This window comes from Neorhizobium sp. CSC1952, from assembly GCF_030378245.1.
Classification (GTDB): domain Bacteria; phylum Pseudomonadota; class Alphaproteobacteria; order Rhizobiales; family Rhizobiaceae; genus Neorhizobium; species Neorhizobium oryzae_A.
This window is the reverse complement of sequence record NZ_CP128416.1, coordinates 3,324,532-3,340,142: the sequence shown is the minus strand read 5'-3', so window position 1 is coordinate 3,340,142 and position 15,611 is coordinate 3,324,532. Positions and strand designations below refer to the sequence as shown.

Below are 15,611 nucleotides of genomic sequence, written 5' to 3'. Positions count from 1 at the left end.
CCCTCGGAAATAGTGTGCCTTAACGGCTGGAAAGCGCCATGGAACCGCCGGATGCGATGAGGACACCGCCGACCAGCCGGTTGAGATAGACGAATATCCGCTCCGAGCGGAGCGCCTTGCGCAACAGGACGCCGGCAACGACGTACAGCGCGACTGCTCCCACCTCAAGCAGAAGAAACACGGTGCCCATCGCCGCAAGCTGGCTCCAGGCCGGTTGAGAGGCATCGATGAACTGCGGAAAGAAGGCCGTGAAGATGGCGATCGCCTTGGGATTGCTGATCGCAAGCGTGAAGTCGCGCCGCATCAGGGCCTTGAGGCTGGCGTCGGTGGACCGCATGGAGGCCAGCGCCCGCGCCTTTCGCCAGAATTGGATGCCGACATAGATGAGGTAGACGGCGCCCGCGAACTTGATGACGGTGAAGGCGACGGAGGATGCCGCCAGGACCGCTCCAAGACCCAGGATGGTGATCAGTATCAGGAAGGCGAAAGCCGGCATCCGCCCGAGGCCGCCGAGCAGTGCGGGCGTCGCGCCGAGCCTCGCCGCATTCGAAAAAGCCAGCATGTTGTTAGGCCCCGGCGCGCAGTTGAGCGCGAAGCAGGCAGGAACGAATATCGACCATGCGATCATGACAAGCCCCCTTGGGCGGCAGAACGGCAACGGCCGCCGTCGTCCGGTTAGAACAGGAAATAGCGCTGCGCCATGGGCAGCACGGTGGCCGGCTGGCAGGTGAGCAGCTCGCCGTCGGCACGGACCTCATAGGTTTCCGGATCGACCTCCACATGCGGCGTAGCCGAATTGTGCATCATCGAAGCCTTGGAAATGCCGCCGCGGACATTCTTCACCGCCACCAGCTTCTTGGCAACGCCGAGCTTGTGGGCAAGGCCGGCATCGAGCGAAGCCTGGGAGACGAAGGTGACGGACGAATTCGTGCGCAGCTTGCCGTAGGCGGCGAACATCGGCCGGTAGTGCATCGGCTGCGGCGTCGGTATGGATGCGTTCGGATCGCCCATCGGCGCCGCGGCGATCGAACCGCCGAGCAGCACCATGTCCGGCTTCACGCCGAAGAAAGCGGGATTCCAGAGCACGAGATCGGCGCGTTTTCCCACCTCGATTGATCCGATCTCGTGGGAAATGCCGTGAGCGATCGCCGGATTGATCGTGTATTTGGCGATGTAGCGCTTGACCCGGAAATTGTCGTTGTCGCCGGTTTCTTCCTTCAGCTGACCCCGCTGACGCTTCATCTTGTCGGCCGTCTGCCAGGTGCGGATCGCGACTTCCCCGACGCGGCCCATGGCCTGGCTGTCGGAGGAGATGATCGAGAAGGCCCCGATATCGTGCAGGATGTCTTCCGCCGCGATCGTCTCCTTGCGGATGCGGCTTTCGGCGAATGCGATGTCTTCGGGGATCGACGGCGACAGGTGATGGCAGACCATCAGCATGTCCAGATGCTCGGCCAGCGTATTGACGGTGTAAGGGCGCGTCGGGTTGGTCGACGACGGTATGACGTTCGGCTGGCCGCAGACCTTGATAATGTCCGGCGCATGGCCGCCGCCCGCCCCTTCCGTGTGGAAGGCATGAATGGTGCGGCCCCTGATGGCAGCGACCGTATCCTCCACGAAGCCGCTCTCGTTCAGCGTATCGGTGTGGATCATCACCTGCACGTCGTACTCATCGGCGACGGTGAGGCAGTTGTCGATCGCGGCAGGCGTGGTGCCCCAGTCCTCGTGCAGCTTGAGGCTGGAGGCGCCTGCAAGGATCATCTCCTCGACCGGCGCCGGGAGCGAGGCATTGCCCTTGCCCGCAAGCGCAAGGTTCATCGGAAAAGCGTCAAAACTCTCGATCATCCGCTCGATATGCCAGGCGCCGGTGCAGGTGGTGGCAAGCGTGCCGTGTGCCGGCCCCGAACCGCCGCCGAGCATGGTCGTGACGCCGCTCATCAGCGCCTCCTCGATCTGCTGGGGGCAGATGTAATGGATATGCGCGTCCATGCCGCCCGCGGTCAGGATCTTGCCCTCGCCCGCGATCGCCTCCGTCGACGGCCCGACAATGATCGTGACGCCCGGTTGCGTATCCGGATTGCCCGCCTTGCCGATCGCATAGATACGGCCGTCCTTCAAACCGACGTCGGCCTTGTAGATGCCGGAATGATCGACGATCAGCGCATTGGTGATGACGGTATCGACCGCGCCTTCGGCCCTTGTCGCCTGGCTCTGCCCCATGCCGTCGCGGATCACCTTGCCGCCGCCGAACTTCACCTCCTCGCCGTACGTGGTGAAATCCTTCTCCACCTCGATGAAGAGCTCGGTATCGGCAAGGCGAACCTTGTCGCCCACGGTCGGGCCGAACATGGAGGCGTAAGACGCGCGGGACATCTTGTAGGGCATGGCTCAGGCTTCCTGCGAAAAAAGGACGAATGGCGGATTTTTAGAGGCTCGGTGATCCAGCGTGATAGTCGGTGACGCACCGGCGGCCTCATTGAGTTCGGCGATGAGATAGTCGGCGAAACCAGCGCTTCCCACCTTGAAAGAGGCAAGCGCCTGTTCGACAGCGGCGGCTTCACCGACGACAAGAACATCCGAGGAAAGAAGACCGTCTACGATAGCGGCCAACTTAGTTCGATTGTAGCCTGGTTTCCGGCGCAATATCCAAACCAACTCGACCAGTGTGATTGGATTGATATAGCCCGGTTTCTGGACCGAGAGTTGCGTTTCAAGAAACTGCGAAACCCGCTGCGACCAGTGCGGGTCATCGTCAAGTATGTATCGGGCCAGAATATTGGTATCGAGCCCGATCAAGGGTCATCCTCCGTGCGACCTGGCGCCGTGCGCCTTGCAACCGTCTCCATGATCGCTTCGTCGAGATCCAGCGGCAGCCCTTCGTCTTTCTCGAAAATGCCGCGCAGGTGGGAAAGGCCCCTTTTCTTCGCAACGACGGTAACCTTGCCGTTATCATCCACGATAAACTGCACGGACCCGCCGGGCGGCAGCCCCAGGGTCTTGCGGACCTCGATGGGAATCGTCGCCTGTCCTTTCATTGAAGTCTTTGCTTCGAACCGGCTCATCACAGCCTCCATGAATTCCTACTTTCTCAGAAATCCATACTTAACATAAAATTCCCTACTTTTCCATGGACCCCCTACAGCGCACCCATGATCTTCTGCTGGAAACCGTAGACCTCGCGTTTTCCCGACAACGGGATCAGCGTGACCGAACGTGTCTGGCCCGGCTCGAAGCGCACCGCCGTGCCGGCGGGGATATCGAGCCGCATACCGCGCGCCTTCTCGCGATCGAAGGAAAGGCCGTTATTGGTCTCGAAGAAATGATAGTGGCTGCCCACCTGGATCGGCCGGTCGCCGGTGTTCGAAACCTCGACCGTCACCGTCGGCGCGCCGGAATTGAGCTCGATTTCGCCTTCTGCGGCAATGACTTCGCCCGGAATCATGAATCAACCTCCCAGAGACTTAACGTATCGGTTCATGCACGGTGACGAGCTTGGTGCCGTCCGGAAACGTCGCTTCCACCTGCACGTCGTGGATCATCTCGGCAATGCCTTCCATCACCTGGTCGCGGGTGACGACATGCGCGCCGGCCTCCATGAGATCGGCGACGGAGCGGCCGTCGCGGGCGCCTTCGACGACGAAATCGGTGATCAGAGCGATCGCCTCCGGATAGTTGAGCTTGACGCCGCGCTCCAGACGGCGGCGGGCGACGATCGCCGCCATGGCGATCAGGAGCTTGTCTTTTTCTCTAGGCGTCAGGTTCATGGGAATCCCGCAGTGAATTTCAGGTATGGCAAAATCAGATGTTCCAGACTTTCGGCACCGGCGCGCCGTTACGCAATACGGAAATTGCCGGTACCAGGATTTTTCTCAAGTCGAAGCCGGTGGGCGCCGCGAGACGGGCGACCAGCTTGCCATTCCAGTGGCTTGCTCCCCCCAAGGTGCCTTCGACACACTGCCTGAGCTTCGGGAAAAGTGCCTCCGCGAGCGGACCGGTATAGAAGAGCGTCGCAAAGGCGACCTGGCCGGAGAGCACGGCGGCCGCCCGGGAGAGCTGCTCGATTGCGCCGTCGAACCGCATCTCCTCCGCATGGATCAGCCTGCCCGCGCGCCGCACGCGCCAGCGGTCGCGGAAGAACCCGTGCGTGACCGCCTCGCCCATCGCCTTGCGGCCGAGCAGCACGGCTTCGACGGCGAGAAATTCGGAGTTTTCGGCAAGATCGACATCGAGCCGCCGCGTCAGCGAGGCCCGGTCGAAGAGAATGGTTTCCTGGGGAAGCCAATGGACGGAAGCGCCCTTGCCGACCGTGATATGGGTGGAGAGGGAGGCCGTGTCGGCAGCCGCCTTGTAGATCTTCTCGTTGGCCTGGGTGGTGATGGTGAGTTTGGTGGAAGCCGCGGCGGCGACGGACCATTCGATCGCGTCGCCGCCCGTCAGTCCCCCTGACGTGTTGATGAGGATCGCCTCCATTTCAGGCGAAAACGTCTCCGGAAGGCGTATTTTTGCGCAACCTTCCTGAAAGAATTCGGCAAGCCTGGTGCGCCCGCCGAACGTCTTGGTCACAAGGCGTCCTGCACCCCTTGCCCGCTGCGGCGCGTATCGATCGGCTGGCTGCTGCTGCACGTCGTTCCCTGAATTCCGGTTTCGGTCGTGCAGTCCGATGCAATGCCCGTGCCAGACTTCGGCTTTGCCGGAGCAGCGGTGGCGATGACATCGGTGCTGTCGGCCCTGCCGAAGAACTCCCACATCCGCGAGGCCGGATCAACATTGGGATCGAAGGCGGGCTTTACCGCTGCGACGGTCGTCACCTTGGCCACGCTTGCCGTCTCCTTGGCGGCGGCGATCACCGCTTCCGTCGCCGCGGCCGGCTTCGGCCAGTCGTGCGTGCCGTTGGCAAAGACATAGGAAGCGATCCGCGCACCGCTCTTGCAGGTGCCGTAAAGGCTGAAGGTCACGCCTTCGACGGTTTTCGGATCGCCGTTGCCCTTGCAGCCGTCAAGCTCGGTCCAGCGCTCGACGGCGATCTTGAACCCGTATTGCCAATAGGCGCTCCCGCCGCCGCCATAGGGATTGGACGTGTCCTTCACGCCCGCGAAAGCCATGATGGAGACCGGCCGGGCGGGGCTGCAGTTGCCGTCGTCGGGTTCCCATTTGCCGTTGATCTCCACCGGCCGGCCGGCGCGCAGCGAATGCACGAAGCCGGCAGCGGCGAAATCATCGTGGCCGGAGCAGAGATAGGCCGACAGCATGCGCCCGCCGCCCGAGTAACCGGAGGCGTAGATGCGTGCTGGATCGACGCAGAACGTCTCTTTCACGGTCTTCAGGGACTGCCGGATAAAGGCGATCTCGTCGAGGCCGCCTTCCTGCCGGGTCACGAAAGGCACGTTCCAGGCATAGGTGCCCGCCGTCTTGCCGGGCAGGCTGCCCTGCGGCGCCAGAACGATGAAGCCGTTCTTCTCGGCAATCTTGTCCCAGGAGCTCCGGTTCAACTGCCCCTGGGGACTGCTGTTGCTGCCGTGGAAATCGAAAACCACCGGAACCTTGTCGTTGCCGGTGTAGGAAGACGGGACGAAATAGACTGCGGAGCGGGCAACGCCGCCGGTTTCGATGGCGATCGGATGACGTCCCGGCTGCATCGGCTGACCGCATCCGGCATAGGCTCCATCCGAAGCCAGGCAAGCGGCCAAGAAAAAAGCCCCTACCGCGGTCGCGCGAGTAAGAGCAGGACTGGAGAAGGAACCGGCAATGCGAACAAAATCCATCAGCGCCTCATCATGAGTGCAGGAGTGGTATCAACAATGTGCGGGGTCTGCCCTGGCACCCGGTTGGTAACACATCCCGGATCACGATGAAACGCACGAAATGCTGCGTCGGGATACAAACATTCATCAGTAAAAGGCTGGTTTCAAACAGTAAGATGCCGCCTTGCTTCTGCCGTATCCAGTGTTTCGGCCGGCCCTTCGTGCACGATCTCGCCACGATCCATGATATAGACTTGGTCCGCGAGCTCCCGGCAGAAATCGAGATATTGCTCCACGAGCAGGATGGCCATCCCGGTGCTGTCTCGAAGATACCGGATCGCCCTGCCGATATCCTTGATGATCGACGGCTGAATGCCTTCGGTCGGTTCGTCCAGCACGAGGATCTTCGGGCGGGTGACCATGGCACGGCCGATCGCCAATTGCTGTTGTTGTCCGCCGGACAGATCGCCGCCCCGCCGGCCGAGCATCGACTTCAGCACCGGAAACAGGGAAAAGATCTCGTCCGGAATGAACCGGTCCTTGCGCGCAAGCGGTGCGTAGCCGCTTTCAAGGTTTTCCTGCACGGTCAGAAGCGGGAAGATTTCGCGCCCCTGCGGCACATAGCCGATCCCGTGTTTGGCGCGGGCATAGGGCGGCAGGCCGTTCAGCACTTCGCCCTCGAAGCTGATCGTGCCGGCGCTGACGGGATGCTGGCCGGTAACGGCGCGGAGAAGAGAGCTCTTCCCCACGCCGTTGCGCCCCAGCACGCAGGTGATCTTGCCCATCTCGGCCGTGACCGAGACACCGCGCAGCGCCTGTGCCGCGCCGTAGTGAAGGTTGACGTTGTTGACTGTCAGCACGTTGCACCTCTCTTGGCGCGATGGTGGGAGACATCACCCCCCTCTGCCCTGCCGGGCATCTCCCCCTCAAGGGGGGAGATTGATCCGGCGCAAGCCTTTCCCGCAAACAACAGCCGTTCACGGAAAAGGAAATGCCGAGCAGCACGAGAGAAACAAGGAAGCCGCAGCTTGCCGATCTCCCCCCTTGAGGGGGAGATGCCCGGCAGGGCAGAGGGGGGTGTCAACGACATATTATTCATTTCACCGCCCCAGATAATTCTCGATCACCTTCGGATCGTTCGAGACGAAGTCGATCGAACCCTCCGCCAGCACCGAACCTTCGGCAAGGCACGTCACCTTGACGCCGAGGTCGCGGATGAAGCCCATGTCGTGCTCGACCACCACGACCGAACGGGTCTTGGCGATTTCCCTCAGAAGCACCGCGGTTTCGGCCGTTTCCGCATCGGTCATGCCGGCGACGGGTTCATCGACCAGCAGAAGCTTCGGCTCCTGGGCGAGCAGCATGCCGATCTCCAGCCATTGCTTCTGGCCGTGCGACAGGTTGGCGGCATACTCGTCCTTGCGGTGCGTCAGCCGGATCGTCGAAAGGATTTCCTCGATGCGCGCCTTGTCTTCGGGCGTAAGTGTATAGAACAGGGTGGCGAAGACGCCGCGGTCGCGGTTGAGCGCCAGCTCCAGATTGTCCCAGACGGTATGGCTTTCGAAGACGGTCGGCTTCTGGAATTTCCGGCCGATGCCGAGCTGGGCGATGTCCGCCTCGTCCTTCTTCGTAAGATCTATCTCGTCCTCGAAGAGCACCGTGCCGGTATCCGGCCTCGTCTTGCCGGTGATGATGTCCATCATCGTCGTCTTGCCGGCACCGTTCGGGCCGATGATGGCGCGCAGCTCTCCAGGCTCGACCACGAAGGACAGCGAATTGAGCGCCTTGAACCCGTCGAAGGAGACGGAGACGTTTTCGAGATAGAGCAGGCTTTTCTGTCGCGTCTCGGCAATCGTGTTCATGATCTTGTGCCCCGCCCCTATTCCGCCGCCTGCGCGGCCTGCACCACGGTCTGTTCGTTCCCCCTGCCCTTCTCGGCCTCCGCCGCGGCCTTCAGAGCTTTGCGCGCCTTGAAGCCGTGCTGGATCGTGCCGACGATGCCCTTCGGCAGGAAGAGCGTGACGGCGATGAAGAGGCCGCCCAGCGCATAGAGCCAGAATTCCGGAAAGGCGCCGGTGAAGAAGCTTTTGCCCGCATTGACCAGGATCGCGCCGATGATCGGGCCGATCAGCGTGCCGCGGCCGCCGACCGCCGTCCAGACGACTACCTCGATCGAGTTGGCGGGCGCGAATTCGCCCGGATTGATGATGCCGACCTGCGGCACGAAGAGCGCGCCGGCAATGCCCGCCATCATCGCCGAGACGACGAAGGTGAAGAGTTTTATGTTCTCCACGCGGAAGCCGAGGAAGCGCACCCGGCTTTCCGCATCGCGCACGCCGACCAGCACCTTGCCGAACTTCGAGCGGGTGATGGCCGACGCGATCAGGAGGCAGAGCGCCAGCATGATCGCCGACATGGCGAAGAGCACAGCGCGCGTACCATCCGCCTGGACCGAAAAGCCGAGAATGTCCTTGAAGTCGGTGAGGCCGTTATTGCCGCCGAAACCCATGTCGTTGCGGAAGAAGGCGAGCATCAGCGCGTAGGTCATCGCCTGGGTGATGATCGACAGATAGACGCCGTTGACACGGGAGCGGAAGGCGAACCATCCGAACACGAAGGCGAGCAGGCCGGGAACGAAGAGCACCATCAGCATGGCGAAGCCGAACCAGTCGAAGCCGTACCAGAACCAGGGCAGTTCCTTCCAGTTTAGGAAGACCATGAAATCGGGCAGGACCGGATTGCCGTAGACCCCGCGCGAACCGATCTGCCGCATCAGGTACATGCCCATCGCATAACCCCCGAGCGCGAAGAAGGCGCCGTGGCCGAGCGAGAGGATGCCGCAATAGCCCCAGACGAGATCGAGCGCCAGCGCCAGCAGCGCATAGCAGAGATACTTGCCCATCAGCGCCATGATATAGGTGGGGATATGCAGGGCGCTGTCCGGCGGGGTCAAAAGGTTGAGCGCCGGCACGAGGATCGCGATGCCCAGCAGGATGGCTGCCGCGATGACGATCTTTCCTTCGAGCGCGCGGAGGATGAAGCCCGTGATCATGCTTCCACCGCCCTTCCCTTGAGCGCGAACAGGCCGCGCGGACGTTTCTGGATGAAGAGGATGATCAGCACCAGCACGAGGATCTTGCCGAGCACGGCGCCGACGGAAGGTTCGAGGAACTTGTTGAGCACCCCAAGCGAAAGGGCGCCGACCAGCGTGCCCCAGAGATTGCCGACCCCGCCGAAGACCACGACCATGAAGCTGTCGATGATATAGCTCTGCCCGAGGTTCGGCGAGACGTTGTCGATCTGGGAGAGCGCCACGCCGGCGATGCCCGCGATGCCCGACCCCAGGGCAAAGGTGAGCGCATCCACCCACGGCGTCTTGATGCCCATAGAAGAGGCCATGCGGCGGTTCTGGGTGACGGCGCGCATGTTGAGCCCGTAGGCCGACTTCTTCATCACGACGAGAAGCGCCACAAAGATCGACAGCGAGAAGAGCACGATCCACATGCGGTTCCAGGTAATCGTCAGGCCGCCGAGCGCAAACGAGCCGGACATCCAGGACGGATTGCCGACTTCCTGGTTGGTCGGGCCGAAGATCGAGCGGATCGCCTGCTGCAGGATGAGCGAGACGCCCCAGGTGGCGAGCAGCGTTTCGAGCGGGCGTCCGTAGAGGAAGCGGATCACGCCGCGTTCGATGACGAAGCCGACCGCGCCGGTGACGAGGAAGGCGACGGGCAGCGCGATCGCCAGCGACCAGTCGAACAGGCCGGGCGCATTGGTGCGGATCGCCTCCTGCACCACGAAGGTGGAATAGGCGCCGAGCATGACCATCTCGCCATGCGCCATGTTGATGATGCCCATGACGCCGAAGGTGATGGCGAGCCCGATCGCCGCAAGCAGCAGGACGGAGCCGAGCGAAAGGCCGTACCAGACGTTCTGGGCCATGTCCCAGAGCTGCAGTTCGCTTTCAATCGAGGAAATGGCGTGGTCGAGATCGGGCTTCAGGCTCTCGTCGATCGAGCCGGAAACGGAGCGCAGGATGCCGATCGCATCACGGCCGCCGAGATTGCCGATGGTCTCGATCGCCGCGCGCTTCTCGTCCACCGAACGGTCCGACGAAAGCAGCGAGACGGCGCGCGCCTCTTCCATGCGAGCCTTGACCTCGTCGTCGGTCTCCTTGGCAAGCGCCGCCTCGACGAGCTCGAGGTTTTCCGGGCTCGGAGAACGGAGCACGGCATCGGCGGCCTGCAGCCGGACCGCGCGGTCGGGGCTCAGGAGCGTCAGGCCGCCCATGGCGGAACGGATGACGCGGCGGAGATTGTTGTTGACCCGGACCTTGGTGACGGCACTCTTCGGCGCCTCACCGGCGGAAGCCCCCGTCAGCGGGTCGATCAGTTCGAGATTGGAGCCGGCGGCCTTGGCGATGAAGACCAGATTGTCGGATTTGCGGAAATAGAGATCGCCGTCGACAAAGGCCTGGAGGGCGGGAACGACACGCGGATCGCCGGTTGCGGCGATCTGGCCGATCAGCTTCTCCGCCTCGTTGAAATCGGCTTTGGCGAGCTGATCGAACAAGGATTTCGGATCGCCTCCTGCACCGGATTGCCCGAAAGAGGGCGCGGCGAAGGAAAAAACAAGAAAAATCAAACAAACAAAACGGATGAGCATGCTTTTGTCCCCCGGATCGCCAGATCGCTCGGAGCTTCGAGCCCCTCATCCGGCTGCCGCCACCTTCTCCCCGCTTGCGGGGAGAAGGACGTTTGCCGCGCTCTCTCCATATGCACCAGCGCTTGGCATGGCACGTCCCCTCTCCCCGTCTTTACGGGGAGAGGGTTAGGGTGAGGGGCGATTTGCCCGGGCTCTATCAGCTGCCCTTGCCGCCGCATTTCCCGGTGGCGACGTTGAAGTTGCCGCAGGACATCGGCTTGCGCCAATCGGAGATCAGGTCCTTGCTATCCGGCAGGTAATCGGACCATTCGTCGCCGACGACGGCCGGCGTCTGCTGGACGATCTCGAACTGGCCGTCGGCCTGGATTTCACCGATCAGCACCGGCTTGGTGATGTGGTGGTTCGGCATGACGGTGGAGGTGCCGCCCGACAGGTTCGGAACGGAAACGCCGATGATCGAATCGAGCACCGCATCCGTGTCCGTTGTGCCGGCCGCCTCGACGGCCTTCACCCAGGCGTTGAAGCCGATATAGGCGGCTTCCATCGGGTCGTTCGTCACGCGCTTGTCGTTCTTGGTAAAGGCATGCCACTGTTCGATGAACTCGGCATTGACCGGGGCATCCACGGACTGGAAGTAGTTCCAGGCGGCAAGATGCCCGACGAGCGGTCCGGTATCGAGGCCCGCGAGTTCCTCTTCGCCGACCGAGAAGGCGACGACCGGAATGTCTTCCGCCTTGATCCCCTGGTTGGCGAGTTCCTTGTAGAAGGGAACGTTGGCGTCGCCGTTGATGGTGGAGACGACGGCGGTCTTCTTGCCGGCCGAGCCGAACTTCTTGATGTCGGAGACGATCGTCTGCCAGTCGGAATGACCGAACGGCGTGTAGTTGATCATGATGTCTTCCGACTTGACGCCCTTCGATTCCAGATAGGCCTTCAGGATCTTGTTGGTCGTCTGCGGATAGACGTAGTCGGTGCCGGCGAGAACCCAGCGCTCGACGCCTTCGGTATTCATCAGGTAGTCCACGGCGGGGATAGCCTGCTGGTTCGGCGCGGCACCCGTGTAGAAGATGTTGCGGGAGGATTCCTCGCCCTCGTACTGGACCGGGTAGAAGAGGATCGAGTTCAGCTCTTCGAAGACCGGCAGGACGGACTTGCGGGAAGAGGACGTCCAGCAGCCGAAGACGGCGGCGACCTTGTCCTGGCTGATGAGCTGGCGGGCCTTTTCGGCAAACAGCGGCCAGTCGGAAGCCGGGTCGACGACGACCGCTTCGAGCTTCTTGCCGAGCACGCCGCCCTTCTTGTTCTGCTCCTCGACGAGCATCAGCATGACATCCTTGAGCGTCGTCTCGGAGATGGCCATGGTGCCCGAAAGCGAGTGGAGAACGCCGATCTTGATCGTGTCCTCCTGGGCGAAGGCGCCGTGAAACGCCGTCGTCGACAATATGGCGGCGATGAGCGCCCCGCCAAGCTTTGCCTTGAATGTCATTGGTTCGAACCCCTCTTCTCGTTCGTCCGCAACGAAGACCTTAACCGTTGCTTAAGCGACTATCGGTTGCTGCATCGCAAAACCGTATACGTAAAATGACGTACGGGAGGGGGCGAAAGGGGCAGGAAGGCCGGCGCCGCATTCTAAGCTCCTTTACCTCCGAAGTAATCGACCCCGTGCTTCGGCGGGGTTATCCCGGAGGAAACAAGAGAGGAAAAAACATGGCCGTCACCTATGTCATCCGGTTCGACATCCGCCCCGACCAGCGGGAACGATTCATGACCCTGCTCACCGGCGTGCTGGACGCCATGCGCCACGAGCCGATGTTCCACGAGGCGGTGCTGCATGCCGATCCCGGCAACGAGAACCGCATGATGCTCTATGAAACCTGGGAGGATCATGCGGACGTGCTGGAGGTGCAGGTGAAGCGCCCCTATCGGGACGCGTGGCACGCCGCACTGCCGGAACTGCTCGCAAGCCCGCGCGACATCTCTGTCTGGCATCCGGTGCGCAGCGACCGATCCGGATGGGGCCGAAGTGGCGGTTGACGAGCCTCTCGGCAGCATTTGCGACTCGTTCCGGAACATTTTCGCCGCTGAACTATTGCCTCCCCGGACCTGCCGAATGCCCGAGGTGCCCCCGCCGTGATCAACGATCTCTGGTACAAGAACGCCGTCATCTATTGCCTGTCGGTCGAAACCTTCATGGACGCCAACGGCGACGGGGTCGGCGACTTCCAGGGGTTGCAGCGCCGGCTCGATTATCTTGCCGGTCTCGGCATCGACGCCATCTGGCTGATGCCGTTCCAGGCCTCGCCGCAGCGCGACGACGGTTACGATGTCACCGATTATTACAATATCGATCCCCGTTACGGGACGCTCGGCGATTTCGTGGAATTCACCCACGGCGCCAAGCAGCGCGGGATCCGGGTTCTCATCGATCTCGTCGTCAATCACACGTCGGACCATCATCCCTGGTTCCAGCAGGCCCGCAACGATCCGAATTCCGTCTATCGCGACTGGTACGTCTGGTCCGGAAAGAAGCCCGCCAATGCCGATGAAGGCATGGTCTTTCCGGGCATACAGAAGACGACCTGGACCTATGACGAGAAGGCCAGGCAATATTATTTCCACCGCTTCTACGAGTTCCAGCCGGACCTCAACACGGCGAACCCGCACGTACAGGCGGAGATCCTGAAAATCATGGGGTTCTGGATACAGCTCGGCGTTTCCGGCTTCCGCATGGATGCCGTGCCTTTCGTCATCGCCGAGAAGGGGGCGGACGTCAAAAGGCTCAGCAAGCGCTACGAGATGCTCCGCCGGTTCCGGGAGTTCCTGCAATGGCGGCTGGGGGATTCGATCATCCTCGCGGAAGCCAATGTGGTGCCGAAGGAGAACCTCAAATATTTCGGCGAGGACGGCGACCGCTTGCAGATGATGTTCAATTTCCACGTCAACCAGGCGCTGTTCTATGCGCTTGCAAGCTCGGATGCACGCCCGCTCATCAAGGCGGTGGAGGCGACGCGGGAACGGCCGGCGACCGCCCAATGGGGGATTTTCCTGCGCAATCACGACGAGCTCGATCTCGGCCGGCTGGGGGAGAAGCAGCGCCGGAAAGTTTTCGAGGAATTCGGGCCGGACAAGGGCATGCAGCTTTACGACCGCGGCATCCGGCGGCGGCTGGCGCCGATGCTGGATGGTGATCGGCGCCGGCTCGAGCTCGCCTACAGCCTGATGTTCTCGCTCCCCGGCACGCCGGTGCTCCGCTACGGCGACGAGATCGGCATGGGTGACGACCTCTCGCTTCCGGAACGCAACTGTGCCCGCACGCCCATGCAATGGTCGGCGGAGCCGCATGGCGGCTTCACCAAGAGCAGGAGGCCTGTCCTGCCGGTCATCAGCGGCGGCCCCTTCGGCTTCGAACACCTGAACGTCGCCCAGCAGCGGCGCGATCCGGATTCCCTGCTGAACTGGATGGAGCGCCTGATCCGGATGCGCAAGGAAGTGCCCGAGATCGGCTGGGGCGATTGCGTGCCCCTCAATACCGGCGATGATGGCGTATTGGCGCTACGCTACGACTGGCGCAACAATTCGGTGCTGGTGGTCCACAATCTGCATTCGCGGCCCGTGGAAGTAAGCTTCGTGGCCGGCGTCGGGGAACACGGCAATCTCCTGATCGACATCGCCGACGGCGCCAGCAGCGATGCCGACGCCAACGGCCGGCACCGGCTGCTTCTGGATGCCTACGGCTATCAGTGGTTCCGCGTCGGAGGGCTGGATTATCTGCTGAGACGTCGCGAGATTTGAGAGGGGCCTCGGACAAGCCGAGTTTGGGCTGGCGGAATGCTCGCCTTTCCGCAAAGATGGCCGGACACGGAGGGGATCGGCAGATGCAGATGGATGTCACGACGATCGGCTTCACCAAGACGACGGCCGAGGATTTCTTCGGCCGCGTCAAGGCGGCGGGCGTGAAGCGCATAATGGACGTGCGGTTGCACAACACCTCGCAGCTTGCCGGCTTCGCCAAGTCCGACGATCTCGCCTTCTTCCTCAAGACGATCTGCGGCGCCGGCTATGTGCACGAGCCCCTGCTCGCGCCGACCGAGGAGATCATGACCGCCTTCAAGAAGGAAAAGGGCGACTGGAATGTCTTCCAGAACGATTTCATGGGTTTGATGGCGGAACGCCGGATTGAAAACCGCCTGAAGCCCGAGGCCTTCGACGGCTCCTGCCTGCTCTGCTCGGAGGACAAGCCGCATCATTGCCACCGCCGGCTTGTCTGCGACTACCTGAACGGCAAATGGGGCGGCAGGCTCAGCGTCCGCCATCTCTGAGCCGGCCGCGCGAGCCGATCAGCCGTTCGCCCCCGGGCGGTTGCGCCATGCTTCGGCCTGGGCGTAGAACTTCTTTTCCCATTCCTTGTGGTTGTCCAGGCCCTCCTTGATGAAGGGCGTAAAGATCGCCAGGTTCATCAGCATCCAGTTCACCAGCCGGGCCGGGAATTTCAGCGGCTTGACGAAGTCGACGAACAGAACCACGCGGGTCTTGTCCGTATGGTTCCAGGCCTCGTGCTCATAGGCATCGTCGAAGATCAGCACCTTGCCCTCTTCCCAATGGCATATCTGATCCTTGACCCGGATCGCCAGCTTGTCGCGCGGCTCCGGCACGATGAGGCCGAGATGCAGGCGCAGCACGCCGTTATAGGGGCCGCGATGGGCCGGCAGGTGTTTGCCTGGCTCGAAGATCGAGAACATCACGGTCGTGAGGCCGGGTATCTTCTGCATCGCCTTCCAGGTCTCGGGGCATGCCTGGATGTTCTGCTCCGACTTCACGCCGAATCCGAGCAGGAAGAACGTCTTCCAGCCCTTGTCGGTCGAGATCGTCTTCACGTCGGTGGAGATGTCCTGGAAAGTCGGCAGCTCGTCCTTGCGCAGCAGAATGCGGTCGAGTTCCGCGCGGATGGCGGGCGCCGCCTTCTCGATCTCGGCCGCCCAGGGGAAGGTCGCATTGTCGTAGACCGGCGGGTTGCCGAGCCTGGCATATTTGAAATTCAGCCGCTCCGCCCAGGCGACGATCGACATGAAGAAGCGGGTGGCGGCACTCGGGCGATCCATCGGTGCGAGGCCGGTGGTGCCGAAGCTCTGTTCGGGTTCGGGAGATGACGGGTTCACGGGAGAAGCGCCTGATAACTATGGTTGATCCGCCGTGAGAGCAGATGCG

General features: G+C 62.2%; 17 protein-coding genes. 3 read left to right on the top strand and 14 right to left on the bottom strand.

What is annotated here, in order from left to right; all coding sequences use genetic code 11:
* Positions 1-19: 19 nt before the first annotated feature.
* The 13 genes from QTA58_RS16250 to urtA all read right to left on the bottom strand — a co-directional run bounded on the left by QTA58_RS16250 (position 20) and on the right by urtA (position 11,892).
* Complete coding sequence (locus tag QTA58_RS16250; RefSeq protein ID WP_289669618.1) at positions 20-628, bottom strand: LysE family translocator; 609 nt, start codon at positions 626-628, stop codon at positions 20-22.
* A 47-nt stretch (positions 629-675) separates the two neighbouring features.
* Positions 676-2,385, bottom strand: a complete 1,710-nt coding sequence (gene ureC / locus QTA58_RS16245; RefSeq protein WP_289669616.1) for an urease subunit alpha — start codon at positions 2,383-2,385, stop codon at positions 676-678.
* 3 nt (positions 2,386-2,388) lie between these two features.
* Complete coding sequence (locus tag QTA58_RS16240; protein WP_085420011.1) at positions 2,389-2,796, bottom strand: type II toxin-antitoxin system VapC family toxin; 408 nt, start codon at positions 2,794-2,796, stop codon at positions 2,389-2,391.
* A complete protein-coding gene (locus QTA58_RS16235; RefSeq protein WP_143531470.1) occupies positions 2,793-3,062 on the bottom strand; it encodes an AbrB/MazE/SpoVT family DNA-binding domain-containing protein in 270 nt (89 codons plus the stop codon). The genes QTA58_RS16240 and QTA58_RS16235 overlap by 4 nt, the downstream gene beginning before the upstream one ends.
* Positions 3,063-3,136: 74 nt before the next feature.
* Positions 3,137-3,442 carry an urease subunit beta gene (locus tag QTA58_RS16230; protein WP_085420013.1) on the bottom strand — a complete coding sequence of 102 codons (306 nt, stop codon included), beginning with the start codon at positions 3,440-3,442 and terminating at the stop codon, positions 3,137-3,139.
* A 19-nt stretch (positions 3,443-3,461) separates the two neighbouring features.
* Entirely contained in the window at positions 3,462-3,764 is a 303-nt protein-coding gene (locus QTA58_RS16225) for an urease subunit gamma (protein ID WP_085420014.1), read from the bottom strand.
* Between the two features lie 34 nt (positions 3,765-3,798).
* Positions 3,799-4,623, bottom strand: a complete 825-nt coding sequence (locus QTA58_RS16220) for an urease accessory protein UreD (protein ID WP_085420015.1) — start codon at positions 4,621-4,623, stop codon at positions 3,799-3,801.
* The gene (locus QTA58_RS16215; protein ID WP_289669615.1) at positions 4,560-5,636 is read right to left on the bottom strand and encodes a PHB depolymerase family esterase; all 1,077 of its coding nucleotides are present in this window, start codon (positions 5,634-5,636) and stop codon (positions 4,560-4,562) included. The genes QTA58_RS16220 and QTA58_RS16215 overlap by 64 nt, the downstream gene beginning before the upstream one ends.
* A 269-nt stretch (positions 5,637-5,905) precedes the next feature.
* On the bottom strand, positions 5,906-6,601 hold the full coding sequence (gene urtE / locus QTA58_RS16210) for an urea ABC transporter ATP-binding subunit UrtE (protein ID WP_289669614.1): 696 nt from the start codon (positions 6,599-6,601) through the stop codon (positions 5,906-5,908).
* Between the two features lie 240 nt (positions 6,602-6,841).
* Positions 6,842-7,603 carry an urea ABC transporter ATP-binding protein UrtD gene (gene urtD, locus QTA58_RS16205; protein ID WP_085420018.1) on the bottom strand — a complete coding sequence of 254 codons (762 nt, stop codon included), beginning with the start codon at positions 7,601-7,603 and terminating at the stop codon, positions 6,842-6,844.
* A gap of 17 nt (positions 7,604-7,620) precedes the next feature.
* The gene (gene urtC, locus QTA58_RS16200) at positions 7,621-8,793 is read right to left on the bottom strand and encodes an urea ABC transporter permease subunit UrtC (protein WP_289669613.1); all 1,173 of its coding nucleotides are present in this window, start codon (positions 8,791-8,793) and stop codon (positions 7,621-7,623) included.
* On the bottom strand, positions 8,790-10,406 hold the full coding sequence (gene urtB, locus QTA58_RS16195; RefSeq protein WP_289669612.1) for an urea ABC transporter permease subunit UrtB: 1,617 nt from the start codon (positions 10,404-10,406) through the stop codon (positions 8,790-8,792). Before urtB ends, urtC begins: the two co-directional genes overlap by 4 nt.
* Positions 10,407-10,602: 196 nt before the next feature.
* Positions 10,603-11,892, bottom strand: coding sequence for an urea ABC transporter substrate-binding protein (urtA, locus tag QTA58_RS16190; protein WP_085420021.1), 1,290 nt, complete (start codon positions 11,890-11,892; stop codon positions 10,603-10,605).
* A gap of 221 nt (positions 11,893-12,113) precedes the next feature.
* Between urtA and QTA58_RS16185 the strand changes: the two genes are divergently transcribed.
* The 3 genes from QTA58_RS16185 to QTA58_RS16175 all read left to right on the top strand — a co-directional run bounded on the left by QTA58_RS16185 (position 12,114) and on the right by QTA58_RS16175 (position 14,725).
* Positions 12,114-12,440, top strand: a complete 327-nt coding sequence (locus QTA58_RS16185) for a putative quinol monooxygenase (protein ID WP_289669611.1) — start codon at positions 12,114-12,116, stop codon at positions 12,438-12,440.
* 96 nt (positions 12,441-12,536) lie between these two features.
* Positions 12,537-14,198 (top strand): alpha-amylase family protein, encoded by a 1,662-nt coding sequence (locus QTA58_RS16180; RefSeq protein WP_289669610.1) that lies wholly within the window; start codon positions 12,537-12,539, stop codon positions 14,196-14,198.
* An 89-nt stretch (positions 14,199-14,287) separates the two neighbouring features.
* A complete protein-coding gene (locus QTA58_RS16175; RefSeq protein WP_289673187.1) occupies positions 14,288-14,725 on the top strand; it encodes a DUF488 domain-containing protein in 438 nt (145 codons plus the stop codon).
* An 18-nt stretch (positions 14,726-14,743) separates the two neighbouring features.
* Here the strand turns inward: QTA58_RS16175 and QTA58_RS16170 are convergent, their stop codons facing one another.
* Positions 14,744-15,505, bottom strand: a complete 762-nt coding sequence (locus tag QTA58_RS16170; protein WP_085420024.1) for an aspartyl/asparaginyl beta-hydroxylase domain-containing protein — start codon at positions 15,503-15,505, stop codon at positions 14,744-14,746.
* Positions 15,506-15,611: the final 106 nt, after the last annotated feature.